Source organism: Janthinobacterium sp. GW821-FHT03A03, assembly GCF_059421435.1.
In genome coordinates, this window is record NZ_JBWKUZ010000020.1 from 25788 (window position 1) to 50311 (window position 24524).

At 62.2% G+C, this 24524-nt stretch carries 24 protein-coding genes and 1 riboswitch; of the genes, 13 read left to right on the forward strand and 11 right to left on the reverse strand.

Features of this window, described 5'->3' with window-relative positions:
• Positions 1-180: 180 nt before the first annotated feature.
• On the reverse strand, positions 181-1308 hold the full coding sequence (hppD, locus tag AC07VI_RS24495) for a 4-hydroxyphenylpyruvate dioxygenase (RefSeq protein ID WP_077398749.1): 1128 nt from the start codon (positions 1306-1308) through the stop codon (positions 181-183).
• 125 nt (positions 1309-1433) lie between these two features.
• Here hppD and AC07VI_RS24500 point away from each other — a divergent pair, with 125 nt between their 5' ends.
• Positions 1434-1958, forward strand: coding sequence for an Lrp/AsnC family transcriptional regulator (locus AC07VI_RS24500; protein WP_070220829.1), 525 nt, complete (start codon positions 1434-1436; stop codon positions 1956-1958).
• Here the strand turns inward: AC07VI_RS24500 and AC07VI_RS24505 are convergent, their stop codons facing one another.
• The 4 genes from AC07VI_RS24505 to AC07VI_RS24520 form a co-directional block, all read right to left on the reverse strand.
• A complete protein-coding gene (locus AC07VI_RS24505; protein ID WP_086147071.1) occupies positions 1959-2675 on the reverse strand; it encodes a GNAT family N-acetyltransferase in 717 nt (238 codons plus the stop codon).
• An 86-nt stretch (positions 2676-2761) separates the two neighbouring features.
• A complete protein-coding gene (locus tag AC07VI_RS24510; RefSeq protein WP_086147070.1) occupies positions 2762-3859 on the reverse strand; it encodes a tRNA nucleotidyltransferase/poly(A) polymerase-related protein in 1098 nt (365 codons plus the stop codon).
• 12 nt (positions 3860-3871) lie between these two features.
• A complete protein-coding gene (locus tag AC07VI_RS24515) occupies positions 3872-4588 on the reverse strand; it encodes a glutathione S-transferase family protein (protein WP_086147069.1) in 717 nt (238 codons plus the stop codon).
• Positions 4589-4610: 22 nt separating this feature from the next.
• Positions 4611-6599, reverse strand: coding sequence for a lytic transglycosylase domain-containing protein (locus AC07VI_RS24520; protein ID WP_099374885.1), 1989 nt, complete (start codon positions 6597-6599; stop codon positions 4611-4613).
• Positions 6600-6626: 27 nt separating this feature from the next.
• On the opposite strand from AC07VI_RS24520, the gene AC07VI_RS24525 reads away from it, so the two are divergent.
• Entirely contained in the window at positions 6627-7229 is a 603-nt protein-coding gene (locus AC07VI_RS24525; protein ID WP_172404822.1) for a 5-formyltetrahydrofolate cyclo-ligase, read from the forward strand.
• Positions 7230-7248: 19 nt separating this feature from the next.
• On the opposite strand, the gene metF is transcribed toward AC07VI_RS24525, so the two are convergent.
• The 4 genes from metF to metK all read right to left on the reverse strand — a co-directional run bounded on the left by metF (position 7249) and on the right by metK (position 11507).
• Positions 7249-8079: a methylenetetrahydrofolate reductase [NAD(P)H] gene (metF, locus tag AC07VI_RS24530; RefSeq protein ID WP_086147066.1), complete on the reverse strand. Its 831-nt coding sequence runs from the start codon at positions 8077-8079 to the stop codon at positions 7249-7251.
• Positions 8066-8422, reverse strand: coding sequence for a phage holin family protein (locus AC07VI_RS24535; RefSeq protein ID WP_086147065.1), 357 nt, complete (start codon positions 8420-8422; stop codon positions 8066-8068). Before AC07VI_RS24535 ends, metF begins: the two co-directional genes overlap by 14 nt.
• A 149-nt stretch (positions 8423-8571) precedes the next feature.
• Positions 8572-9996, reverse strand: a complete 1425-nt coding sequence (gene ahcY, locus AC07VI_RS24540) for an adenosylhomocysteinase (RefSeq protein ID WP_086147064.1) — start codon at positions 9994-9996, stop codon at positions 8572-8574.
• Between the two features lie 24 nt (positions 9997-10020).
• A riboswitch (S-adenosyl-L-homocysteine riboswitch) is annotated at positions 10021-10089 on the reverse strand.
• 251 nt (positions 10090-10340) lie between these two features.
• Complete coding sequence (gene metK / locus AC07VI_RS24545) at positions 10341-11507, reverse strand: methionine adenosyltransferase (RefSeq protein ID WP_076565088.1); 1167 nt, start codon at positions 11505-11507, stop codon at positions 10341-10343.
• Positions 11508-11695: 188 nt separating this feature from the next.
• Here metK and AC07VI_RS24550 point away from each other — a divergent pair, with 188 nt between their 5' ends.
• The 3 genes from AC07VI_RS24550 to dapF are packed head-to-tail and all read left to right on the forward strand — an operon-like array spanning position 11696 to position 14312.
• Positions 11696-12565 (forward strand): lysophospholipid acyltransferase family protein, encoded by an 870-nt coding sequence (locus tag AC07VI_RS24550; protein WP_086147063.1) that lies wholly within the window; start codon positions 11696-11698, stop codon positions 12563-12565.
• Positions 12562-13437 carry an LpxL/LpxP family acyltransferase gene (locus tag AC07VI_RS24555; protein ID WP_086147062.1) on the forward strand — a complete coding sequence of 292 codons (876 nt, stop codon included), beginning with the start codon at positions 12562-12564 and terminating at the stop codon, positions 13435-13437. Before AC07VI_RS24550 ends, AC07VI_RS24555 begins: the two co-directional genes overlap by 4 nt.
• Before the next feature lie 11 nt (positions 13438-13448).
• The gene (gene dapF / locus AC07VI_RS24560; RefSeq protein ID WP_492992207.1) at positions 13449-14312 is read left to right on the forward strand and encodes a diaminopimelate epimerase; all 864 of its coding nucleotides are present in this window, start codon (positions 13449-13451) and stop codon (positions 14310-14312) included.
• Between the two features lie 8 nt (positions 14313-14320).
• On the opposite strand, the gene AC07VI_RS24565 is transcribed toward dapF, so the two are convergent.
• Complete coding sequence (locus AC07VI_RS24565) at positions 14321-15826, reverse strand: SEL1-like repeat protein (protein ID WP_086147060.1); 1506 nt, start codon at positions 15824-15826, stop codon at positions 14321-14323.
• A gap of 414 nt (positions 15827-16240) precedes the next feature.
• Between AC07VI_RS24565 and AC07VI_RS24570 the strand changes: the two genes are divergently transcribed.
• The 8 genes from AC07VI_RS24570 to AC07VI_RS24605 all read left to right on the forward strand — a co-directional run bounded on the left by AC07VI_RS24570 (position 16241) and on the right by AC07VI_RS24605 (position 23651).
• Positions 16241-17329 (forward strand): porin, encoded by a 1089-nt coding sequence (locus AC07VI_RS24570; protein WP_086147059.1) that lies wholly within the window; start codon positions 16241-16243, stop codon positions 17327-17329.
• Positions 17330-17492: 163 nt separating this feature from the next.
• Entirely contained in the window at positions 17493-18170 is a 678-nt protein-coding gene (locus AC07VI_RS24575) for a DUF484 family protein (protein ID WP_086147058.1), read from the forward strand.
• Positions 18171-18177: 7 nt separating this feature from the next.
• Complete coding sequence (locus AC07VI_RS24580) at positions 18178-19125, forward strand: tyrosine recombinase XerC (RefSeq protein WP_099374883.1); 948 nt, start codon at positions 18178-18180, stop codon at positions 19123-19125.
• Between the two features lie 125 nt (positions 19126-19250).
• Entirely contained in the window at positions 19251-20351 is a 1101-nt protein-coding gene (locus AC07VI_RS24585) for a CobW family GTP-binding protein (RefSeq protein ID WP_492992203.1), read from the forward strand.
• A gap of 482 nt (positions 20352-20833) precedes the next feature.
• A complete protein-coding gene (dksA, locus tag AC07VI_RS24590) occupies positions 20834-21286 on the forward strand; it encodes an RNA polymerase-binding protein DksA (protein WP_034753066.1) in 453 nt (150 codons plus the stop codon).
• Positions 21287-21505: 219 nt separating this feature from the next.
• Complete coding sequence (gene hslV, locus AC07VI_RS24595; RefSeq protein ID WP_076565072.1) at positions 21506-22042, forward strand: ATP-dependent protease subunit HslV; 537 nt, start codon at positions 21506-21508, stop codon at positions 22040-22042.
• Between the two features lie 46 nt (positions 22043-22088).
• The gene (hslU, locus tag AC07VI_RS24600) at positions 22089-23441 is read left to right on the forward strand and encodes an ATP-dependent protease ATPase subunit HslU (RefSeq protein WP_086147088.1); all 1353 of its coding nucleotides are present in this window, start codon (positions 22089-22091) and stop codon (positions 23439-23441) included.
• A gap of 15 nt (positions 23442-23456) precedes the next feature.
• On the forward strand, positions 23457-23651 hold the full coding sequence (locus AC07VI_RS24605) for a hypothetical protein (protein ID WP_099420344.1): 195 nt from the start codon (positions 23457-23459) through the stop codon (positions 23649-23651).
• A gap of 138 nt (positions 23652-23789) precedes the next feature.
• On the opposite strand, the gene AC07VI_RS24610 is transcribed toward AC07VI_RS24605, so the two are convergent.
• Positions 23790-24404: an outer membrane protein gene (locus tag AC07VI_RS24610; protein WP_086147055.1), complete on the reverse strand. Its 615-nt coding sequence runs from the start codon at positions 24402-24404 to the stop codon at positions 23790-23792.
• Between the last annotated feature and the right edge of the window lie 120 nt (positions 24405-24524).

Consider the following 24524-nt stretch of genomic DNA (forward strand, 5'->3'; position numbering starts at 1 on the left):
TGAGCATGCCGGTGCGGAAAAATGACTTGTTTGTCGTAGACTACCACAGGAAGGCGCGCAGTTCTTTGCTGCGCTGCACTCCCGTGCTGCTGCTTTTTTGTTACTTTTGGTCAAACCAGCAGAGTGCCGGGCTCAGACCCGTCGGGGCTCGGCGCCCCCGTCTGACCCCGGTACTTCGGCTTACGCCGCGTTCGTATCCTTCAGCACGCCGCGCTTGATCTGGTCCAGCTCGATCGACTCGAACAGCGCGCGGAAATTGCCTTCGCCGAAACCCTGGTCGCCCTTGCGCTGGATGATCTCGAAGAAGATCGGGCCAATCACCGTCTGCGTGAAGATCTGCAGCAGCAGTTCGCGTTCGTTTTCCGTGCTGTGGCCGTCGATCAGGATGCGCAGGCGGCGCAGTTCTTCCAGCTGCTCGCCATGGTTCGGCAGGCGGCGGTTGACCAGCTCATAGTAAGTTTCAATCGTATCCTGGAAATCGATACCCGTATCGCGCATGCCTTGCACGGACGCATAGATATTGTCCGTGCCCAGGGCGATGTGCTGGATGCCTTCGCCATGGTATTGGTCCAGGTATTCGGCGATCTGCGACTTGTCGTCCGACGATTCGTTGATCGGGATGCGGATCTTGCCGCACGGCGAAGTCATGGCCTTCGATTTGAGGCCCGTCAGCTTGCCTTCGATGTCGAAATAGCGCACTTCGCGGAAGTTGAACAGGCTTTCATAGAACGTCGCCCATTCCTTCATGCGGCCACGGTGCACATTGTGCGTCAAATGGTCGATGTAGGTCAGGCCATGGCCGACGGGGTTGGCGACGGCGCCCGGAATAGCGACGAAGTCGACGTCATAGATGCTGATGTCGCCGATGCCGCCCGGCGCGGCGGCGCCTTCCTTGTCGGCGCCCTTGCCGCGCCAGCGGTCGACGAAATACAGCAGGGAATCGCCCACGCCCTTGATGGCGGGGATATTCAGCTCCATCGGGCCGGTTTTGTTATCGAAACCCCAGGCGCCCAGTTCCAGCGCGCGGCGGTAGACGAAGGCCGCGTCGTCGACGCGGATGGCGATGGCGCACACGGACGGGCCGTGATGGCGGGCAAAACGCTGCGCGAACGAATCTTGTTCGGCATTGATGATGAAATTGATGTCGCCCTGACGGTACAGGGTGACATCCTTGTGGCGGTGGCGCGCGATGGCCGTGAATCCCATGTTCTCGAACAGCTTGCCCAATGCTTTTGGGTCTGGTGCTGCATACTCGACGAACTCGAAACCATCGGTACCCATCGGGTTATCCCAAGGCTGAAATTGCATGATGTCTCCTCCAAGAAGTAGCGCACAGTATAGGCGTGGGTCACGGGCATTAAATGCCAAAGATCTCCCGAACAATCATGATTTGCGCAATAATATTGCGTGAAACAAGAACCACCGGAGGAAGCATGAGCAAAATTACGCTGGATAAAACGGATCGCAAGATCCTCGCCGTCCTGCAGGCCGATGGCCGCCTGTCGAATCAGGACGTGGCCGAACAGGTCAGCCTGTCGCCGTCGCCATGCTTGCGCCGCGTCAAACGGCTGGAAGAAGCGGGCGTGATCCGCCAGTACGTGGCCCTGCTGGACCCGGAAAAGATCGGCCTGGGCCTGCTGGCCTACGTCAACGTGCGGCTGGAAAAGCACAGCGACGCCACGGCGCACAGCACGGCGCGCGTGCTGGCGCCGAATCTGGTGACGAATACCTCGCCGCGCGCCGACTTCGCCGTGGCCGTGGCGCATTGGCCGGAAGTGGTGGCGTGCTATGCGATGACGGGCGAGATGGATTATCTGCTGCGCGTGCACGTGGAAGACATGGAACATTTCTCACGCTTCATGATGGCCACCCTGCTGCGCCACCCGGCCGTGCTGGACGTGAAATCGAGCTTCGCCTTGCAGCGCATCAAGGATACGACGGCCCTGCCCCTGCTGTAATCAGTCGGCCGGCGGCGGGGATGGCGGCGGCGCGGACTTCTTGCGCCCCGGCAAGCGTTCGAACAGTTTGCTGGCGGCGCGCGCGTTCGCCTTGAACGTGTAGTCGAACATGGCGAACTGCTCCTGCACGGCTTCCTGCAGCATGCTGGTCGGGTTCGGCGGCAATAGTTTTAAATACGCATCGGCTTCGCCGTAATCGCGCTGGATTTCCATGCCCGCCTTCTTGGCGATATGCATCATCGTCTTGTTCGACGACAAACAATGCATGTACAGAGTATCAACGTCGTTGTTGCGGCAGTGAATCGCCGCTCGCTCGAACAGTTTCGAGCCGACGCCCATGCCGCGCATGGATTTCGACACCGACACGCCAAATTCCGCCACCTGCTCCTTGTCCGTCACCACGCTTTTTGCCGGCGACTGGTCCTTCGGCGCGAACGCCAGATGGCCCACGCCCACCAGCTTGAACAGGCTGTTGTAGACGCCGTAAATCATGTCGCGCGAGAAATCCATCTTTTGCACGTACTGCGCGACGAGTTCATCGGGCAAGGCGCTGCCGAAGCGCAGCAGGCGGTCGCTTTTCTCGAGCGCCAGGAAATGCTTCATCATGCGGCGCCGGTCGCGCTCATGCAATTGCTTGACGAGCACGGTCGGGCGCCCGCCGCCGCTACGGCTGAGCCAGCGGCGAAACGGGTTTTGAAATAGCTTGGGTAAGGTCACGTCGACTCCTGGAGGCGGTGCTGCGGCACGTCAGGCCGGAATTGTGCAGTGCAGCATCCGCCGGTATTGTAGCCTATTCCCGCCATTCAAGCCTGGTCCAGAAAGGCCGCCACGGCCGCCACCCGCGCCGCATGGATGACTTGCGGGATGCGTTTCGGCTCCGTACAGCCTTGCGCCAGCGCACCCGCATTCACGCCGCGCGCCGCGTCCAGTCCGCCCTGCAGCCGCGCCGCCTGGGGAAAGTCGCCGGTGACCTGAGCGTCACAGGCCGCGGCCTGCAGCATCTGCGCAAAGCGCTGCGGCTTGCGCAAGCCGTCGCAGCGCTCGCACAAGCTCACCACGGCTTCGGCGTGCAAGGCCAGCGCGCCGTTGATATGGTCCAGCTCGCGCGCCGCCATGACGGCCAGTTCGCGGCATTCGTTGGGCACGCGCAAGCGCTCGCTCAATTGCTCGATGGAATCTTTACTCATATGCAACGTCAGGACGGCAAAGCGCACGGGCAAGTCCAGGCCCTGCGCGGCCGCATGGTCGATCACCTGCAGCAAGCGCTCGCTGAGCTGGATTTCTCCCATGATGCGCGCCAGCGCGCCGCATTCGTGCAGCACCGTCAGCATGCGCGACGGGCGGCGTTCCATCAAGCCCTTGGCCACTTCCTGCCACACGCGCTCGGCCACCAGGGCATCGACTTCGCCATCAAGCACCATCCGGCGCATCAGGGCCAGAGTGGCCGGTGCAATAGTGAAAGCGTCGTAGCGGGCGGCAAAGCGGGCCAGGCGCAAGATGCGCACGGGGTCTTCGCCGAATGCGTCGGAGACGTGGCGGAAGATCTTGTTACGAATATCCTCAACGCCGCCGAACGGGTCGGTCAACGTCCCATCCTCGGCCCGGGCGATGGCGTTGATGGTCAGATCGCGCCGCACCAGGTCGTCTTCCAGCGTGACGTCGGGCGCCGTATGGAAGACAAAGCCCCGGTAGCCGGGGGCCGTCTTGCGTTCCGTGCGTGCCAGCGCGTATTCTTCCTGCGTCTGCGGGTGCAGGAAGACGGGGAAATCCTTGCCGACGGGGCGGAAGCCCTGGCGCAGCATGTCTTCGGGCGTGGCGCCGACGACGACGTGGTCGTGGTCTTTCACGGGCAAGCCCAGCAGTTGGTCGCGCACCGCGCCACCGACCGTGTATATCTTCATAACACTCTTTTCTTAATCAGGCAGTTCCGCGTCGTGCTTGGGCGCCGTTTCCGTCTCCGCCAGCGCTTCCGTGATCCAGCGGGCTATGGCCGGGTGCGCCTGCACGCGCTCGCAGTAGGCGTTCAGCGCCGGCGCCAGCGACACGCCATACGTGCGGAAACGCATGACGACGGGGGCGAAATACGCATCGGCGATGGAAAACTCGCCAAACAGGAACTGGTGGTGGCCAAAGCGGGATAAACACTCTTCCCAGATTTCGCTGATGCGGCCGATGTCGGCCTGCGCGGCGGCCGTGCGGCCCCGTCCCGGCAACTTCGCCTTGATATTCATCGACATGTCCGTGCGCAAGCCGGTAAAGCCCGAATGCATTTCCGCACAGACACAACGCGCCATGGCGCGCGCGGCCACATCCTGCGGCCACAGGTGTTTGTCAGGAAACTGCTCGGCCAGGTATTCGCAGATGGCCAGGCTGTCCCAGATCGTCATCTCGCCCGCCAGCAGCACGGGCACCCGGCCGCAGGCCGAATAGGCGGCGATTTTCGTCGCCGTGTCCTGCTGGTCGAGCAGCACGCGCACTTCCTGGAACGGAATGCCGAAGGCCGTCATGGCCACCCACGGGCGCATCGACCACGACGAGTAATTCTTGTTGCCGATGATCAGGGTCAAACCTGGCTCGCGCGCGGCGGCCAGGGCTTGCGTCAGGCTGGGATCAAGGATGGTCGTTTGCATAATCAGCTAATCCAGGTAAGGTTCAAGGCAAATCGGCCGCGACAGCGCTGTTTTTCGGTCCCACGGTACCCAGGCGCGCCTTCAGCGACTGCGGGCTTTTCTCGAACAGGGCCGCGTAATACGTGGCGTTGGCCATCACGTTTTTCACGTAGCCGCGCGTTTCCGTGTACGGGATCGTTTCGGCGAAGACGGCGCCTTCCAGCGGCCGCGTCATGGTGGCGCGCCAGATGCGCAGGCGCCCCGGCCCCGCGTTGTAGGCGGCGCTGGCCAGCACTTGCGAACCGTCGAGGCCGCCTAGCACCATGTTCAGGTAATTCGTGCCCAGCAAGACATTCGTGCGCACATCGCTCAAGGTTTCCGTGACGAAATCAGTCAAACCGATCTTCTTGGCGACATAACGGGCCGTCGACGGCATGACCTGCATCAAACCGGAGGCGCCCACGTGCGATTGCGCATCCATGATGAAGCGCGATTCCTGGCGGATCAGGCCATACACCCAGGCTTTATCGAGGCCCAGGGTTTGCGTGGCCGGATGCATGACGTCGTCGTGCGGCGTCGGATAGCGTTGCGTATAGTCCACTTCCAGGCGCGTGCGGTCCGAAGTGTTGACCATGCGGTCGAGCACATTGTTCTGGCGCGCAAATTCCGCGGCCGCCAGATGTTGTCGATCCGTCATCGAGCGCAATTCCCAGTTCCACTCGCGCGTGCCTTCGAAGCGCAAGCGCATATTGAAGAATTTCAAGGCCCGCTGCAGCCCCGGATTGGCGGCCATGGCGGCAATTTCCGCCGGCGTGACGGGCTGGCCCGGCGGCGGCAGCACCAGGTGGTTGCCCAGCTCTTCGTTGGCCAGCAAGCCGTAGAAATTCGACTGGTCGGCAATCGTGCGGTACAGGGCATCGGCCTGTGCATTCGGGCGGCCCGGCGTTTCCGCCTGCTGCGCGCGCGCCAGCCAGTAGACCCAGGTGGGGTCCGTGCGCAGCGAGGCCGGCATGGCCTGGATGGACGACTTCACCATGGGCCAGTTGCCTTCGCGCAAGGCAATGCGCGTTTTCCACTGCATCTGCTCCAGGGTCAATGGCGCGCCATTGGATTTTTGCCAATATTCGAAGGCTTCCGGTGCCAGCGAGTACGACGCCTGCAAGGCCAGGTTGGACCAGCCGATGGCCTGTTCCTGCGCCGTCAGCTGCGCACTCGCCTTTTGCAGCGCCACCACGCCCAGTTTTAATGTGCTTTTCGCCATGCGGCCGATGGCCACCAGGTACATTTCATGGTCGGCGCGGCTGGGGCCCGGCCCCTTGGCCAGCATCAGCGCGGGCAAGTCGATCGCTTGCGCCATCTTCGCGTCGGACGCGCCCAGCAGCAGCGCGATGCGGCGCGCCGGACCCGTGGCGTTGGTCTGGCCCGCCAGGCGGATCTGCGCCCACAGCTCATTCGTGTCAAACTGGCCGTTTTGCGCCAATACGGCGATCAGGCTGCCGCACGCTTCGCCATAACCGGGCGGCGCGACGAGCAGATTGCGCGCCTCGGCCGCCACGTTCTGGCCCTTGGCGGCGCGCGACATCAGCGCGTAGCACTTGAGCTGGGTATCATCGTCGAGGGCAAATTGCGGGTATTGCTCATCGAACACTGCCCAGTCGCGCTTGCGGCCCAGTTCCAGCAGCCAGTCATTGCGGAAGCGGTCGGCGATGGCGCTGCCCTTGTAGCGGTTCAGGTAATCGCGAAATTGCGCCTCGGTCAGCAGTTTGATGCGCGGTTTCAGCCGATAATAGTCGACATACGATGGAATCTGGTAATTCGTCAGCCGCGCCGCATAAAAGTCGGCTTTTTCGGCGTCATCCTTGCGCGCGGCGTCGCGCAGCAGCAGGAAGGCATCATCCTCGCTGCGCGTATCGGACGCCAGCGCGGCAGCGGGGGAGACGGTGGCGGCCACCTGGGCCAGGGCGGCCAGGGGAGACAAGGCCGATGCGGCACACAGCATCGAGCCGGCAATCCATTTCAGTGGGGAAATCAATGTACGACTCTCAATCTTGATGGTGATATGAATAGCGACCCTAGAATAACATGCGACCCGGCTGCACGGCCACCCATTGCGCCACAGGAAAAAGCCGGCTTGCGCAAAGCCTTGCTGGCGGCACGCCGTGCCCTGCCCGACGCCACGCGCGCAGGATGGGATGCGGCCATCGCGCAGCGCCTGCTCGACTGGTGCGCGCAGGAAAACGTCAAGGAACTGGGCGTGTACTGGCCGCTGCACGGCGAGCCCGACTTGCACGAGGCATATGCGCAGCTGGCCGCGCGCGGCGTGCAATTAAGCTTGCCGGTGGTGCTGGAAAAGCACGCGCCGCTGGCATTTTCCGGCTGGACGCCTGGCGAAGCCATGGTCAAGGATGGCATGGGCGTGGCCGTGCCGGCCCGGTTGCGCCTGCACCCGGCGCCCGCGGCCCTGCTCGTGCCCTGCCTGGGTTTTAACCAGGAACGCTTTCGCCTCGGTTATGGCGGCGGCTATTATGACCGCACGCTGGCCCAAACGCCCCGTCCGCGCACCGTCGGTATCGCCTATGCCTGCCTAGCGGCAAGTTTTCCGAACGGCCAATACGACATCGCCCTCGATTACATCGTGACCGAGGGCGATCTTTACTATTAGGCGCTGTAAGCCCGAGGTACTACTTCACCAGGCGCTGCCACAAGGCCGTCGTGGCGGCCGCCTGGTTCATGCTATAAAAATGCAAGCCTGGCGCGCCGCCTTCCAGCAGGCGTTCGCACAGGCCCGTCACCACGTCCAGGCCAAACGCCTTGATGGACGCGCTGTCGTCGCCGAAGCTGGCCAGTTTCAAACGCACCCAGCGTGGAATTTCCGCGCCGCACATGTCCGAAAAGCGCATCAGCTGCGTGTAATTCGTGATCGGCATGATGCCGGCCACGATGGGCACATTGATGCCCAGCTTCTGCGTCTGCTCGACAAACTGGAAATACGCGTCGGCATTGTAGAAGTACTGGGTGATGGCCGCATCGGCGCCGGCCTGCACCTTGCGCGCGAACGCATTCAGGTCGTCCTGCGGCGAACGGGCTTGCGGATGCACTTCCGGATAGGCGGCCACTTCGATATGAAAATGGTCGCCCGTCTCGGCGCGGATGAATTCCACCAGCTCGTTGGCGTAGCGGAACTCGCCCGAGGCGCCGTAGCCGCTCGGCAAATCGCCGCGCAAGGCCACGATGCGGCTCACGCCGGCCGCCTTGAACTCGCCCAGCACGGCGCGGATCGATTCGCGCGTGCCGCCCACGCAAGACAGGTGCGGTGCGGCTTCTTCGCCGGCCGCCAGGATCTCGCGCACAGTGTCCAGCGTGCCCTGCTGCGTGGTGCCGCCCGCGCCGAACGTCACCGAGAAATACTTCGGATGCAATTCGGACAACTTGGCGCGCGTGACGCGCAGCTTTTCCGCCCCTTCCGGGGTTTTCGGCGGGAAAAACTCAATACTGAAATTATGCTTTTCCATCGTCATTACTCAAAAGTAAGGTCGACAAGGCCCAGGAAATGATGCTGTACAGAATGGCACCACCGACGGCAGACCAGAAACTGGCGACATGGAAACCAGCTATCACCTGCGCCACCAGCCAGAACAGGAAGCCATTGATGATCAAAATGAACAGGCCCAGCGACAGAAACGTCACGGGCAGGGTCAGCAGGATCAGCAAAGGACGGATCAGTGCATTGACCAGCCCCAGCACGGCAGCGGCCAGCAGCGCGGTCCAGCCGCTGCTCATCGTCACCGAATGCATCAGATAGGGGACGGCAAACAGGGCTGCCGCATTGATAAACCAAATCAGTAGCAAGCGCATTTCTCTAGCCTGTCAAAAAAGATATTGAGACAGCACAGTAACGGCTGTCTCTAACGATACACCGATCAGTCTTGTTGCCTCAGGAACCGTAGCGAGCGGATGCGCGGCGTGGCCGAGAAGCGCAGTAGGTTCCCGAGGCAAGCAAGCGATTAATAACGGTAGTGCTCTGGCTTATAAGGGCCTTCTTGACGCACGCCGATGTAGTCGGCTTGCTCTTGCGTCAGTTCCGTCAGCTGCGCATTCAACTTTTTGAGTTGCAAACGCGCGACTTTTTCATCCAGGTGTTTCGGCAGGGTGTACACGCCGACCGGGTAGTTGGCCGTGTTCGCGTACAGCTCGATCTGCGCGATCGTCTGGTTGGCGAACGACGAGCTCATCACGTACGACGGGTGGCCCGTGCCGCAGCCGAGGTTGACCAAACGGCCTTCGGCCAGCAGGATGATGCGGCGGCCCGACGGGAAGATGATGTGGTCGACTTGCGGCTTGATGTTTTCCCACTCGTATTGTTTCAACGAAGCAACGTCGATTTCATTATCAAAGTGACCAATGTTGCAGACGATGGCCTGGTCTTTCATGCGCGTCAGGTGGTCGTGCGTCAGGATGTGATAGTTGCCGGTGCAGGTAACGAAGATGTCGCCGTGTTCGCACGCGTAATCCATGGTGACCACGCGGTAGCCTTCCATCGCCGCCTGCAGTGCGCAGATCGGGTCGACCTCCGTCACCCACACTTGCGCCGACAGGGCGCGCATGGCTTGCGCCGAACCCTTGCCGACGTCACCGTAACCGGCGATGACGGCCACTTTGCCGGCGATCATCACGTCGGTGGCGCGCTTGATGCCATCGACCAGGGATTCGCGGCAGCCATACAGGTTGTCGAATTTCGATTTCGTGACGGAATCGTTGACGTTGATCGCAGGGAAAGCCAGCTTGCCTTCCTTGTGCATCTGGTACAAACGGTGCACGCCGGTCGTCGTTTCTTCCGTCACGCCGAGGATTTCCGGCAAACGCTTCGAGTACCAGGTCGGGTCAACCAGCAGGTGCTTCTTGATCGAGTTGAACAGGCAGATTTCTTCTTCCGAACCGGGGTTGGCCAGCACCGACAGGTCGGTTTCCGCGCGCACGCCCAGGTGCAGCAGCAGGGTGGCGTCGCCGCCATCGTCGAGGATCATGTTCGAGTAGACAGCCTTGCCGTCCGCATCCGGCCATTCGAAGATGCGGTGCGTGTATTCCCAGTAGTCGTCGAGCGACTCGCCCTTGACGGCGAACACGGGCGTGCCGGCGGCAGCGATGGCGGCGGCGGCGTGATCTTGCGTGGAGTAAATGTTGCACGATGCCCAACGCACTTGCGCGCCCAGTGCTTCCAGGGTCTGGATCAGCACGGCGGTCTGGATGGTCATGTGGATGGAACCGGTGATGCGCGCGCCCTTCAATGGCTGCGCTGCCGCGAATTCCTCGCGGATGGCCATCAGGCCAGGCATTTCCGTTTCAGCAATCTTGATTTCTTTGTCGCCCCATGCGGCCAGAGTGATATCGGCGATGGTGTAGTCGTGTTGCGATTTGAGTACGGCGTTCATCACGCCCTCCTTTCAGTTGAAAAAGGTACGTGAGCGCGGTTGCAGGATATTCCGAGCCTGGCGAATTTCTTCGTCGCAACGCTCCTCGGACACGGGATTTTAACATTGTCAAGCCGCGCGCGCCAGCCTGTTCGGCATGCATTGCCAACTAACAACATATAAAAAAAGCGCCCGCAGCCTGGCGGCCGGGGCGCTTTTCTTGCAAGTCTGACTAAGTAATCCTCAGGAAATTATTGTGAAATTATGAAGAACAGAAGCCGATGCTATGCAAGGCGCCCGCTGCGACGCAGAGCGCCGGTTATGGAAGTCAGAGATCACAATAATTTATTGGGGGGTTACTTAGATTACTTCAGGCCGGCAGCGTCGCGCAGCAGGGCGACCTTGTCCGTGCGCTCCCACGTGAATTCCGGCTCTTCGCGGCCGAAATGGCCGTAGGCGGCGCTCTTCTGGTAGATCGGGCGCAGCAGGTCCAGCATTTGCACGATGCCCTTCGGACGCAGGTCAAAGTGCGCCAGCACCAGCTTGGCGATTTCCGTATCGGGAATCACGCCCGTGCCTTCCGTGTAGACGGTGATGTTGATCGGCTTGGCCACGCCGATGGCGTAGCTGACCTGCACCTGGCATTGACGCGCCAGGCCTGCGGCGACGATGTTTTTCGCCACGTAACGGGCCGCGTAGGCTGCCGAACGGTCGACTTTCGACGGGTCCTTGCCCGAGAACGCGCCGCCGCCGTGCGGGGCCGCGCCACCGTAGGTGTCGACGATGATCTTGCGCCCGGTCAAGCCGCAATCGCCTTGCGGACCGCCGATGACGAAACGGCCCGTCGGGTTGACGAGGAATTTGGTCTCCGTCAGCCATTCGCGCGGCAGGATAGGCTTGATGATTTCTTCAATGACGGCTTCTTCGATCTGCTTGTGCGAGATTTCCGGCGCGTGCTGGGTCGACAGCACGACCGTGTGCACGCCGACGGGGCGGCCGTCGACGTAGCGCAGGGTCACTTGCGATTTCGCGTCCGGACGCAGCCATGGCAGACGGCCATCCTTGCGCAGTTGCGACTGGCGCTCGACCAGGCGGTGCGCGTAGTGGATGGCGGCAGGCATCAGCTCGGCCGTTTCATCGCAGGCGTAGCCAAACATCAGGCCCTGGTCGCCAGCGCCTTGATCCAGGTCAATGCCCGCGCCTTCATCGACGCCTTGCGCGATGTCCGGCGACTGCTTGTCGTAGGCCACCAGCACGGCGCAACCCTTGTAGTCGATGCCGTATTCCGTGTTGTCGTAGCCGATGCGTTTGATGGTTTCGCGCGCAACTTGAATATAATCCACATTGGCGTGCGTGGTAATCTCGCCGGCCAGTACCACCAGACCCGTGTTGCACAGGGTTTCGGCAGCCACGCGGGCGGCTGGATCCTGGGTCAGGATAGCGTCAAGGATGGCGTCGGAAATTTGATCGGCAACCTTGTCGGGATGGCCTTCCGAGACGGACTCGGAAGTGAAGAGATAGTCGTTTGACATTGCAAGCTCCTGATTACTATGTGAATGTTCTGTCGCAGTAAAGAGGATTTTGCCTGCGACGCTTTAGCGATATTTATATTCCGCTTCGCAAGTTGTCTATTAACTCAGCGGGTACTGCATACGTGGTATTTTACGCTTCTTAAAAAATTTTGGCACGGCAACACGCCATTCCTGGAACCAGCTTATACATGTTAGTCCCTATTTTCCGCTTCTTATCCATCTTTCCCTTGCCCGTCCTGCATGGCCTGGGCGCTGCGCTCGGCTGGGTGATTTACGCCATTTCCCCGTCCTACCGCCGCCGCATGCGCGAGAACATGCAGGGTGCGGGGTTTTCGCAACACTTGCACACGGCGGTGGCCGAAGCGGGCAAGAGCGTGCTGGAACTGCCCTTCATCTGGTGCGCGCCGGCCGAGCGCGTGGCGCGCCATGCGACGGTGGAAAACTGGGAACTGGTGGAAAAGGCGCTGCAGCATGGCCGTGGCATTGTCTTCCTGACACCCCACCTGGGCTGCTTTGAAATCGTCGCCCAGCAGATCGCGCTGCGCACGCCGCTCACCGTCATGTACCGTCCGCCCAAGCGCGCCGCCCTGAAACCGCTGATCGAAGGCGCGCGCGCGCGCGAAAACCTGATGCTGGCGCCGGCCAATATGTCGGGCGTGCGCATCTTCGCCAAATGCCTGAAAAAAGGTCAGCCGATCGGCCTGCTGCCGGACCAGGTGCCGCAGGAGGGCGAAGGCGTGTGGGCCGATTTCTTCGGCCGTCCCGCCTACACCATGACCCTGCCGGCCAAGCTGGCGCAGATGGGCGGCGCCGAAGTCATCATCACCTACGCGGAACGCCTGCCGGGCGGACGCGGCTATGTCGTGCATTTCGTGCCGTTCACCGCGTCCCTCGACAGCACCTCGGCCGAACAGGCGCGCACCATCAACGCGGCCATGGAACAATTGATCGCGCGCAGCCCGGCGCAATACCTGTGGAGCTACAATCGCTACAAGGTGCCGCGCGGCGCGCCGCCGCCCACGCCCGCCACGCCCGAGCCCGCCGGGGAGCAGGCATGAGACTGCTGATCGCCTTCATGTGGCTGCTGCACTGGCTGCCCTTGCCCATCCTCGGCCGCTTCGGCGTGGCCGTCGGCAGCGTGCTGTTCATTGCCATGCCCACGCGGCGCAGGATCGCCCTGACGAATCTGCGCCTGTGCATGCCGGAATTGACGGAACAGCAACGCGTGGCCCTGGCGCGCCAGCATTTCCAGGCCTATTCGCGCAGCGTGTGGGAGCGCAGCATCCTGTGGTGGTCATCGGAAGAACGCCTGAACCGCCTGATCAGGAAAGTGCCCGCCTTCCCGGGCCAGCAGATCGCGGCCAAGCCCACCATTTTGCTGTGCCCGCACTTCGTCTGCCTCGACGTGGCCGGCGCCGCCACGGCCATGGAAATTTCCGCTTCCTCGATGTACGTGCAGCAAAAGAACGCCGCCTTCGACCAGGCCTTGCGCAACGGCCGCTCGCGCTTCAAGCCGCCCAAGCTGTTTACGCGCCAGGACGGCATCAAGACGATTCTGCGCGCCCTGCGCGACGGCTTGCCGTATTTCATGCTGCCGGACATGGATTTCGGCGAGAAGGATGCGGAATTCGTGCCCTTCTTCGGCGTGCCGGCCGCCACCCTGACGGCCACGGCGCGCCTGGCGCTGGCCGCCAAGGCGCAGGTGATACCCGTCATCGCCACTTTTTTACCCAATTACCAGGGCTGGCAAGTGACCTACTATCCGGCCTGGGATGACTATCCGGGCGACGACATCACGGCCGCCACGCGCCGCATGAACGAATTCATCGAAGAGCGCGTGCGCGAAGCGCCGGCCGAGTATTTCTGGACCCATAAACGCTTCAAGACGCGTCCGGAAGGCGAAGCGTCGTTCTATAACCAGCACAAGTGATACGGCGGAACATGAAACTCCAATTTACCAAAATGCATGGCGCGGGCAACGATTTCATCGTCATCGACGCCATCAATCAGGATGTCGATTTCACGCCGGCCCAGTGGCAGCGCCTGGCCGACCGCCGTTTCGGCATCGGCGCCGACCAGATTCTCGTGGTGGAAAAACCACGCCTGCCCGGCTGCGACTTCCGCTACCGCATCTATAACAACGACGGCGGCGAAGTGGAACAGTGCGGCAACGGCGCGCGCGCCTTCGTCAAGTTCGTCAGCGAAAAAGGCTTGTCAAGCAAGAGCAGCATCCGCGTGGAAACCATGGCCGGCATCATCGCACCGCGCCTGGAAATTGATGGCAGCATCACGGTCGACATGGGCGCGCCCGTGCTCGAACCCGCGCTGGTGCCGTTCGATGCAAGCGGCCTCGATGGCGTGGCGCAGGGAAATGACACCTTATGGCCGCTGGACCTGGCGCTGCCCGGTCATGCAGGCCCGGTGCTGGTGTCCGTCGTCTCGATGGGCAATCCGCATGCCGTGCAGGTGGTCGACGATGTCGACGCGCAAGACCTGGAAGCGTCGGGGCCGCTGATCGAGCACCACCAGCGCTTTCCCCGCCGCGTCAACGCCGGCTACATGCAGATCGTCAACCGCCAGCACGTGAAACTGCGCGTGTTTGAACGGGGCGCGGGCGAAACCCTCGCTTGCGGCACGGGCGCCTGCGCCGCCGCCGTGGCCGGCATCATGCGCGGCTTGCTCGATTCCCCCGTGCGCATCAGTGCGCGCGGCGGCGAACTGTCGATCGCCTGGCAAGGCCCGGGCCAGCCCGTCCTGATGACGGGCCCGGCCGTAACCGTCTTCGAAGGCACGATCGAGCTGTAAGGAATGGGTCAGGCGGCCAGGAACTGCTGTTCCTGCGCGACGCCCAGCTCGCCCAGGTAGCACTTCAGGCGGTACAAGCGCTGCCGGTAATTGCCTTCCGGCCCCGCCACGCCGCAATCGACGCGCTCGAACAGGCGTACCACCTGGTCGAGCACCTGGCGCTCCTGCGCCGTGCGGATCAGCGCCAGGCGCCGCTTGCCGCGGCCATGCGCGGCACTGATATCGATCAACAGACAATGCCCCTGGTCGGCCGCATGCATGTCGAGCAGCAATGCCTCGGCGCGCGACAGGTGAAACCAGCGCGCCAGTTCCAGCCGCGCCGCCAGCAAGGGATGATTCTGCTCCAGCTGGCGCAGCGGCGAGCCGGCTTGCAGCGCGGCCCACTGCCCCCAGTCGCCCGGCTCGCCGCGCGGCGCAATGCGCGCCAGCGCCGCCTCCGCTTCAGCACTGCCTTGCGCCTGCGCCTGCAGCAGCCAGTAGGCGGCGCGCACGTCGCTGTTGACGCCATCACGGCGGTTACGCCACGCATACATGCCGCACTCGAGCTGGGCCGGGCCATGCCCCAGGTCGGCCGCCCGCTCCAGGCAGCAATGGGCTTCGACCACATTGCGCTGGGAAAATTCCGGTTTTGTATAGATGCGCGAGAGCACGAACCACGCTTCGGCCAGGCCCTGCTCGCCCGCCTGCGTCAGCCAGCGCACTGCCCGCTTGAAATTCGCCGCGCCATTGCGCGTGGCCAGGCGCTGGCCATGCGCATCCATGCGCGCATAGCCGAGTCCCAGCTCCAGCTGTGCCGTGCGGTCGCCGCCATGCGCGGCCAGTTCGCAACACTGCCAGCCCTCGGCGTCGCCACCGGGCGCCAGCGCCTGGGCGCAACGCGACAGCAACAGCACCTGCTGCGCATCGAGGGCGATGGTGCGCGCGCCGGCCGCCGCCTGGCGCTGCAGCAGTTCGCGCGCCAGCGGCAAGCCCTGCGCCAGGAACGCCGCATGGTCGCCCGTATTCCATGCACGCTCGAGCCCGGCATGCACCAGGGTATCGGCCTCGCTTCCCTGCGCCACGGCATGCCTGACGGCCGCTACAGCGTCTCCGGCCACGCCATCATGCGTGGAGAGCAGCCATTGCGCATCGGGCAAACCGGCGCGTATGGCCGCGTCCAGGGCCAGGCGCGCCTTGGCCCGCAGGATTTCGCACGTGGTGCTGGCCGCATCGCCCAGCACCAGCTGCGCCAGCACGAGACCGGCCTGCGCCAGCCCCGCGTCGTACGCCTGCGCGTAGTACGGAATCAGCACCTTGGCCGCCGGTTGCGCCACCTCGAACGGCACATGCGTGCCGATCAGCATGCAAGCTTCCTGGCTGTCTTCCTGGGCCGCGCGTGCCAGCCAGTGCAAGGCGGTCGGCAAGCTCTGCGGCACGCCCTGCCCGAACAGGTACAGCCGTCCCAGCGCCAGCTGGCAGGCCACATCGCCCGCACGCGCCCCCTTGATCAATCCTAATGTTTCGCGATTTGCCATCGATTCTCGATATTGAGTCAATGATTCTAATAATGGTGAGCTGTCTCAGGCCTGTCGATGCAAGCCGTCCCCTAGTGTACCGTCACGGCGTCCAAATTCCGCCAAAGCCGGCGCAAGAACTTGATTCAACGCAACAATGCCATGGCGACGTTACGCCAATATGCGCTTGCGGCCGATGCGCCAGCAAGGGAAGACGGTGGCCGTTGGCGTGCCGGCCGCAGAAATCGCGCGTTACAAAAATACAACAGGGGCATGCGCTTATGCCGCTTTTCACCAATCTTTTCACGCATATTTGACCAATCCCACACGTCTTGCGTGCCGACGAATTAAGGTTCATTCATCGAAACGCGGCAGTTGGCGCATTTCAATCTGCTCGGATCTCGGACGGAACTTACTTTTAATAGGGAATAAGACATGAAAAAATCACTCGTTGCCCTCGCTCTCTTCGGCGCCTACGCCGCAACCGCACAAGCGCAGTCGTCCGTTCAAATCTACGGCACGATCGATGCAGGTCTGACCAAGGCCACCGAAGGCACCACTTCCGTCGGCAAACGCGACAACAACAAGCTGGGCTTCAAAGGCACGGAAGATCTGGGCAATGGCTTGAAAGCTATTTTCCAACTGGAAATTCGCTATGAATCCGACACGGGCACCATTGAAAACACGTCGGGCAACAACTCGCGTCCACTCTTCCAGGGTCAAAGCCGCGTCGGCCTGCAAGGCGACTTCGGTACCCTGCGTCTGGGCCGTGGTCTGACCGCATACCAGGAAGTGAGCACCTCGTTCGAACCATGGTCGGGCATGCCTACGCAAGCCGGTTTCCAGACCGACCTGACCGTCGCCGGCTACACCAGCGATCCGCTGAGCGCGCCAGGCAACTCGCGTAACCGCTTCTCGAACGCCGTGTTCTACAACTCGCCAGTGTTCAATGGCTTCCAGCTCAACGCCACCGTCGCTGCCAAGGAAGCCAATAACAACAGCGCCGTCCCGGCACGTGCGCCGGGCAATTCGGTAACATTTGCTTCGGGCAACTATGCCGTGCCAGCCAACGTGGCGCCGACATCGACGCCATACTCGATCTCCGCGACGTACACCTCGCCTGGTTTTGCCGCCATGGCTGCCTACGAGCGCAATGGCCTGCAAGCCAAGCTGTGGTCGGTTGCCGCCTCGGTCAATCCTATTCCTGAGCTGAAAGTCATGCTGTCGATCCAGCACCAGAAGGATGATGACTTCAAAATCATCAATACCGGCACCAAATCGTGGGTACTGGGCGCCAACTACGACGTTGGCCCAGGCAAGATCCGCGCCGGCTATGGCCAGAAAACGCCCGATGGCGTCGTCAAAACCAAGCAAGCATCGCTGGGCTATGACTACAATCTGTCGAAGCGCACCTACGTATATGCAGACATCTCGAACAAAAAAGGCGCTGTGGCCGACAATATCAACTACAACGTTGCGAAAAGCATCAACTACTTCGGCATCGGCGTACACCACAACTTCTAATGGCATCGCGCGTCACCCGCTACGGGTGACGTGACGCGCCAGACGGAGCAAGGCGGCATGGGCAACCATGCCGCTTTTTTCATGGGCGCGCGCTTTTGCTCCATATTGCGGCGCACTCTCGGTTAGAATCAAGTGTTCATCCTTCTATCTTCTGACACTATCAATGACCGCCACACTCGATTCCAGCACCGTCGCCCAGTATCTGAGCGAGCACCCGAATTTCTTCGAAGAGCATACAGCTCTGCTCGGCGAGGTCAAACTGAGCAGCCCGCTGACGGGACGCACCATCTCGCTGCAGGAGCGGCAGATGGAAGTGATGCGCGACAAATACAAGGCGCTCGAGCTGCGCATGTCCAAGCTGAGCCGCCTGGCCGAGGAAAATGGCGACATCGCCAGCAAGTTCCACGGCTGGAACCAGGCCATGCTGCAAGTACGCAACGATGCCGCCATGCCGCGCGTGCTGGTCGATGCGCTGCAAAGCAATTTCGACGTGCCCTACGTCAGTCTGCGCCTGTGGCAAGTCTTGCCGGAACACGCCAACGGCTGGTTCACGGAAGACGTCACGGCCGACGTGCGCATGTTCGCCAACAGCCTGCAAGCGCCGTACTGCGGCAGCAACCGCGATTTCGAAGCCGTGCACTGGTTGCAGGCGGATAAAATCGAATCGACCGTGATGATCGCCCTGCGCGCCCCGGGCACCACGGGCACCTTCGGCTTGCTGGTGCTCGGCTCGCCAGACAGCGAACGCTTCACCTCCAGCATGGGCACCGACTTCCTCGTGCATATCGGCGCCACGGCCAGCGCCGCCCTGGCCGCGCTGCGCGCCGGTTCGCCAGCCTGAGGCCGCCATGCATGCGGCGCGCGGCAAGGCCGATTGGCTCGACGCCTACCTGGCGCAGCTGGCCACGCAGCGCAAGCTGTCGCCGCATACGCTGGACGCCTACGGGCGCGACCTGCGCGCCCTGCTGGAACTGAGCGGCAATACGCCGTGGACGGCCCTGGCGCACAATGAAGTGCGCCGCTACACGGCCAAGCTGCACGCCGGCGGCCTCGACCCGCGCTCGATCGCGCGCAAGCTGTCGTCGTGGCGCGGCTTCTTCAACTGGCTCAGCGGCGAAACGGCGCTCGACGCCAACCCCGTCGACGGCATCCGCGCGCCCAAGCGGGCCAAGACCTTGCCGAAAGCCCTGTCGGTGGACGACGCCGTGCGCCTCGTGGCGCCCGCGCAACACCAGCAGGGCGGCGCCGAGCCGGAGCAGCTGTGCAACCGCGCCATGTTCGAGCTGCTGTATTCGAGCGGCTTGCGCGTGTCCGAACTGACCAGCCTGGACACCCACTACTGCAAGGCCGAAGGCGGCCAGCCCGCCTCGCTGGGCTGGCTCGACATGGCCAGCTTCGAAGTCGTCGTCACGGGCAAGGGCAGCAAGATGCGCAAGGTGCCCGTCGGCAAGGCAGCTCTCGTGGCCCTGACCGCCTGGCTGGCCGTGCGCCCGCCGGCAAAAGATGGCAGCGCTGCCTTGTTTTTAAGCACGCGCGGCACGCGCATCTCGCCCCGCGTGCTGCAGCTGCGCCTGAAGGCGCACGCGCTGGCGACGGAAATTCCCGCCAACGTGCATCCGCACGTGCTGCGCCACTCGTTTGCCTCGCACGTGCTGCAATCGTCGGGCGACCTGCGCGCCGTGCAGGAAATGCTGGGCCACTCCAGCATCACCTCGACCCAGGTCTACACGGCCCTCGACTTCCAGCACCTGGCCCACGTCTACGACCAGGCCCACCCGCGCGCCAAGGCCAGATAATCCAGACGGCCTGATCCAAATCAAGCGAATCGGCGCACATTTGCAAGCATTTGGGAAATTCCGGCATAATCGTCCGGATTCGTCCGCTTGCGCGGCGGCACCACCGACTACAGCATAGGCATCGCATGGCAATGATACCCACCACCATCCTCACCGGTTTCCTCGGCGCGGGCAAAACCACCTTGCTCAACCGCATACTGCAGGAAGACCATGGCATACGCATCGCCGTGATCGAAAACGAGTTTGGCCAGGAAAACATCGACAATGAAATCCTGGTGCAGGATAGCAACGAACACATCATCGAGATGAACAACGGCTGCATCTGCTGCACCGTGCGGGGCGACCTGATCGTGGGCCTGACGGAACTGGCGCGCAAGCGCGACGCTGGCCTGATCGCGTTTGACCGCGTCGTCATCGAAACGACGGGCCTGGCCAATCCCGGCCCCGTGGCGCAAACCTTCTTTGTCGACGAGGAAGTGGGCAGCCACTACATGCTCGACGCCATCATCACGGTGGTCGACGCCCGCCATGCCATGAAGCAACTTGACGAATACGAGGAAGCCCAGCGGCAAGTGGGCTTTGCCGACAAGCTGCTGCTGTCAAAAACTGACCTCGTCAGTGATGACGACGTGGCCGCCCTGACGCGCCGCCTGAAGCGCATCAATCCGCGCGCGCCCATCGCCCGGGCCGATTTCGGCCGCGCGCCGCTGGCCGAGGTGCTCGACATCCGCGGCTTCAACCTGAATGAAAAGCTGGAGCTGGACCCGGATTTCCTGGCGACGGAGACGGCGCACGTACATGATCACGACACGGTGCACGACACGGCGCACGACCATGCACATGGCCATGAGCACGGCCACAAACACGAGCACAGCGACGCCTGCGCCACCGACTGCGGCCATGCGGACCACCACCATGCGCAGCACAGCGACGATATCGCCGCCTTTGTTTTCAAGAGTACGCAGCCGTTCGACAGCGCCAAGCTCGACGAATTCCTCGGCGGCCTGGTGCAAGTGTATGGCCCGCGCATGCTGCGCTACAAGGGCGTGCTGCTGATGCAGGGCGCCGAGCGCAAGGTGGTCTTCCAGGGCGTGCACCAGCTGATGGGCAGTGACCTGGGCGCCAAATGGGGCGAAAACGAGGTACGCGGCAGCAAAATGGTATTTATTGGCAAAAATCTACCAAAAGACATTTTTATTCGCGGACTCGAACAATGTTTGGTATAAACTAGCCGGGTTTTGCAAAGTACCCGTTGCAAAGCAGAAACAAAAGGGAAAGTAAAGCACGCTTTCCCGCCATCCGACGACAATCTTGCTGACATAAACCAACAAGTGGCCGCCTCTGATCGGCTAGTCAACAAATCGGGATGGCAATATAAGGCAAAGCGTGCCAAAATCAGCGACGAAAACGGCCCATGTCGTTAGCCTGTCATGAAATGCTGGCAAACTGCCGCTGGCCGCATGCCAGGCATGCAAGCGATCCACCCAACACGCCCGTTGTCGCGCACAGAGCGCGACTGGCATAGAGCGGTAAAAAGTTATCAACATGGCAAAAATAGCCGGCCGGTAGTCCTGGCCGCCGCCGGCAAGCCAAGGTCGCACGCAGTACAGCGGGACAGCAATGCCAAGCGGAACCTGTACAGTTGCTCGGCACCGCCGCATCAACTGATCAATTTGAAAACTCTGTCGTATCGAAGGTAAGCGAAGTTATGACCAAAACTAATAAATCGACCCCGGCCGCCAACCAAGACATCCCTCTCATCAGCGAAGACCAAATTCGCGCCATGAGCGAAGATGACTACATGAATCCGGCACAACTGGCATTCTTCAAGGCGCGCCTGCAGCAGCTCGAGAAAGACTTGCTGAAAAACGCCGGCGAAACCACGGAACACTTGCGTGAAACCGTGCTCGTGCCGGACCCGGCCGACCGCGCCACCATCGAGGAAGAGCATGCGCTGGAACTGCGCACGCGCGACCGCGAACGCAAATTGCTGAAGAAAGTGCAGCAATCGATCGCCAGCATCGACGCCGGCGACTATGGCTGGTGCGAAGAAACGGGCGAGCCTATCGGCATCCCGCGCCTGATCGCCCGTCCGACCGCCACCCTGTCGCTGGAAGCCCAGCAACGGCGCGAACTGAAGCAAAAGCTGTACGGCGACTGATCGCCCCTTCCCTTGCGCGGCCGCCCCGGCGGCCCGTGATGGCGAAAAAAGCACACAACCTGCGTTGCGTGCTTTTTTTTCGTCCCGCGCCGACTACACTGAAGCGAGCGCGGCAGCGGCAAGTGCCGCTTGCAATTGCCTTTTCCATCCCCACTTTTGAGCCATGGGCGCGCAGGCGCATGACGCTGCACGCATAGGCACGAATCTTTTGAGGTCACTATGGAACAATTTCACGGCACCACCATCCTCTGCGTCCGGCGCGGCAAGCAAGTGGCCCTGGGCGGCGACGGCCAGGTCACGCTGGGCAATATCGTCATGAAGGGCACGGCCCGCAAGGTGCGTAAGTTGTACCAGGGCAAGGTTCTCGTCGGCTTTGCCGGCGGCACGGCCGACGCCTTCACCCTGCTCGACCGTTTTGAAGGCAAGCTGGAAAAACACCAGGGCAATCTGCTGCGCGCTTCCGTGGAACTGGCCAAGGACTGGCGCACCGACCGCGTGCTGCGCCGCCTGGAAGCGATGCTGCTGGTGGCCGACAGCGAGTCGACCCTGGTCATCACGGGCAACGGCGACGTGCTGGAACCGGAAGACGGCATCGGCGCCATCGGCTCGGGCGGCACCTACGCCCAGTCGGCCGCCAAGGCGCTGCAGGAAAACACGGACTTGTCGCCGGCCGAGGTGGTCAGGAAGTCGCTGACCATCGCCGCCGAGCTGTGCATCTATACCAACATGTCGCACATTATCGAGACTCTCGATTAAGCGCCAAGCGCGCCCAAGCAAAGAATACAGAAAGCCAACTATGATCATGAACATGACCCCGTCGGAAATCGTTACCGAACTCGACAAACACGTGGTGGGCCAGGCCAAGGCCAAGCGCGCCGTCGCCATCGCCCTGCGCAACCGCTGGCGCCGCCAGCAGGTGGCCGAACCGCTGCGCCATGAAATCACGCCCAAGAACATCCTCATGATCGGCCCCACGGGCGTCGGCAAGACGGAAATCGCGCGCCGCCTGGCCAAGCTGGCCGAAGCGCCGTTCATCAAGATCGAAGCGACCAAGTTTACGGAAGTGGGCTATGTTGGCCGCGACGTCGACACCATCATCCGCGACCTGATCGACATCGGCATCAAGCAGACGCGCGCGCTGGAAATGAAGAAAGTGCGCGCGCGCGCCGAAGACGCGGCGGAAGACCGCATCATCGATATCCTCGTGCCGCCGGCGCGCGACTTCGGTTTCACGCCGAATACGCCAGCGGCCGTGGACACGGGCAGCGGCGACAGCACGCGCCAGACCTTCCGCAAGCGCTTGCGCCAGGGCGAGCTCGATGACAAGGAAATCGAGCTGGAACTGGCCGAGGCGGGCCCGCAGATGGAAATCATGGCGCCGCCGGGCATGGAAGAAATGACGGAGCAGATCAAGTCCATGTTTTCGGGCGTGGGCGGCCAGCGCAAGAAGGCGCGCAAGGTCAAGATCAAGGAAGCATTAAAGCTGCTGGTCGAGGAAGAGGCGGCCAAGCTGGTCAACGAGGATGAGCTGAAACAGAAGGCCATCCAGAACGTCGAGCAGAACGGCATCGTCTTCCTCGACGAAATCGACAAGATCGCCTCGCGCTCGGAAGCGGGCGGCGCCGACGTCTCGCGCGCCGGCGTGCAGCGCGACCTGCTGCCGCTGGTCGAAGGCACGACCGTCAACACCAAGTACGGCATGATACGCACGGACCACATCCTGTTCATCGCTTCGGGCGCCTTCCACCTGGCCAAGCCGTCGGACCTGATCCCCGAGCTGCAGGGTCGCTTCCCCATCCGCGTGGAACTGGAATCGCTGTCGATCTCGGACTTCGAGCGCATTCTGACCAGCACCGACGCCTGCCTGACGATGCAGTACGAAGCCCTGCTGGCGACGGAAAACCTGACCTTGAAATTCGCCCCGGAAGGCATCACGCGCCTGGCGGAAATCGCCTATTCGGTTAACGAGCGCACGGAAAACATCGGCGCGCGCCGGCTGCACACGGTGATGGAAAAACTGCTGGAGGAAGTGTCGTTTACGGCCAGCGAAGGCAGCAGCACGACGGAAAACCTGCTGGTGATCGATGCCGCCTACGTCAATGAACGCCTGGAAGCGCTGTCGGTCAACGAAGACCTGTCGCGCTACGTGCTGTAGTCAAGGAGGGGACCGATGGCAAACAAGGCATTGGCGACGCGGCAGAAAATGCAGTTCCGCGTCGAACCCTCGCAAAAGCCGCGCAACCCGGTCGCCACCGCTGCCCTGCAGCGCGCCGCCGGGGCGCATGTGAAGACCGTGTCCGGCCAGCGCCAGCAGGAAAAACGCCTGCTGGCGAAACTGCTGCTGAAGGCAGACGTCAAGGACTGATCTGGAAATGTCCATGGCAAGGCGCATGGACGAAGACAGTATGCGCAGTGCAACGCCGCCATGGGCATTGCAGGCCGCCCGCGGACACCCCTTTTACAGGGCGTCCGCCATCAGGCCATCGTCTGCTGAACGTCCCCCTTAGAAACGGTAGGACGCGCCCAGCGAAAACATGTCGACCTTGCTCGTCTGTTGGGTGCTGTACTTGACCGGCACGCGGTCCCAATCGAGGTGCAGCGACCAGTTCTTGTTCAACGCATATGCCGCGCCGATACCGTAGGTCAGGCCGATCTTGTCCTTCTTGTCCGAACCGCCGCCCAGATAATCGACCTTGCCCTGCGTGTAAGCCACGCCGGCGCGGCCGCTCAGGGTGAACGCGTCGAACTGGTAGCCGAGCACGCCCTGCATGCCGAGACCGGTGAATTTGCCGCGACCAGCACGCTTGCCGGCGCCCGTGTCAAAGCCGGACTTGACCTCTCCCCCCAGGTACCCCACCAGCTCAATCGAAGGCAGGGCCACGCCGCCCTGAAACGGCAGCGCATCGAAACTGTAGCCCACGTAGGCCTTGCCGCTGCGCTTGCTGCTTTTGTCGCAATCGCCTTGTCCTGGCACGCAATCGAGGTTGGTGCTGGCGCGAAAGCCGTAGCTGGCGCCCATATAGATGGGGCTCGGCGCCGGATCGGCAGCCGCGGCATGCAGGGGAGCGATACTGGCCAGCGCCAGCAGGGCTGCGGGAAAACGGAAAGATGGGAACATGGATAACCTCTACAAGTGGATGGATTGCCTGGTTGTAGCGCGCTGCGCGAGCCACAAGCGGGAGTGTCATCTTTTTTGCCACAAAGTACTATCACCTTGTGCAAAGTGCCATTAAGGGCT

Coding starts and splice junctions, on each gene's coding strand:
- hppD (WP_077398749.1), bottom strand. CDS start 1,308: ATGCAATTTCAGCCTTGGGATAACCCGATGGGTACCGATGGTTTCGAG.
- AC07VI_RS24500 (WP_070220829.1), top strand. CDS start 1,434: ATGAGCAAAATTACGCTGGATAAAACGGATCGCAAGATCCTCGCCGTC.
- AC07VI_RS24510 (WP_086147070.1), bottom strand. CDS start 3,859: ATGAAGATATACACGGTCGGTGGCGCGGTGCGCGACCAACTGCTGGGC.
- AC07VI_RS24515 (WP_086147069.1), bottom strand. CDS start 4,588: ATGCAAACGACCATCCTTGATCCCAGCCTGACGCAAGCCCTGGCCGCC.
- AC07VI_RS24525 (WP_172404822.1), top strand. CDS start 6,627: ATGAATAGCGACCCTAGAATAACATGCGACCCGGCTGCACGGCCACCC.
- metF (WP_086147066.1), bottom strand. CDS start 8,079: ATGGAAAAGCATAATTTCAGTATTGAGTTTTTCCCGCCGAAAACCCCG.
- AC07VI_RS24535 (WP_086147065.1), bottom strand. CDS start 8,422: ATGCGCTTGCTACTGATTTGGTTTATCAATGCGGCAGCCCTGTTTGCC.
- ahcY (WP_086147064.1), bottom strand. CDS start 9,996: ATGAACGCCGTACTCAAATCGCAACACGACTACACCATCGCCGATATC.
- metK (WP_076565088.1), bottom strand. CDS start 11,507: ATGTCAAACGACTATCTCTTCACTTCCGAGTCCGTCTCGGAAGGCCAT.
- AC07VI_RS24550 (WP_086147063.1), top strand. CDS start 11,696: ATGTTAGTCCCTATTTTCCGCTTCTTATCCATCTTTCCCTTGCCCGTC.
- AC07VI_RS24555 (WP_086147062.1), top strand. CDS start 12,562: ATGAGACTGCTGATCGCCTTCATGTGGCTGCTGCACTGGCTGCCCTTG.
- dapF (WP_492992207.1), top strand. CDS start 13,449: ATGAAACTCCAATTTACCAAAATGCATGGCGCGGGCAACGATTTCATC.
- AC07VI_RS24565 (WP_086147060.1), bottom strand. CDS start 15,826: ATGGCAAATCGCGAAACATTAGGATTGATCAAGGGGGCGCGTGCGGGC.
- AC07VI_RS24570 (WP_086147059.1), top strand. CDS start 16,241: ATGAAAAAATCACTCGTTGCCCTCGCTCTCTTCGGCGCCTACGCCGCA.
- AC07VI_RS24575 (WP_086147058.1), top strand. CDS start 17,493: ATGACCGCCACACTCGATTCCAGCACCGTCGCCCAGTATCTGAGCGAG.
- AC07VI_RS24580 (WP_099374883.1), top strand. CDS start 18,178: ATGCATGCGGCGCGCGGCAAGGCCGATTGGCTCGACGCCTACCTGGCG.
- AC07VI_RS24585 (WP_492992203.1), top strand. CDS start 19,251: ATGGCAATGATACCCACCACCATCCTCACCGGTTTCCTCGGCGCGGGC.
- dksA (WP_034753066.1), top strand. CDS start 20,834: ATGACCAAAACTAATAAATCGACCCCGGCCGCCAACCAAGACATCCCT.
- hslV (WP_076565072.1), top strand. CDS start 21,506: ATGGAACAATTTCACGGCACCACCATCCTCTGCGTCCGGCGCGGCAAG.
- hslU (WP_086147088.1), top strand. CDS start 22,089: ATGAACATGACCCCGTCGGAAATCGTTACCGAACTCGACAAACACGTG.
- AC07VI_RS24605 (WP_099420344.1), top strand. CDS start 23,457: ATGGCAAACAAGGCATTGGCGACGCGGCAGAAAATGCAGTTCCGCGTC.
- AC07VI_RS24610 (WP_086147055.1), bottom strand. CDS start 24,404: ATGTTCCCATCTTTCCGTTTTCCCGCAGCCCTGCTGGCGCTGGCCAGT.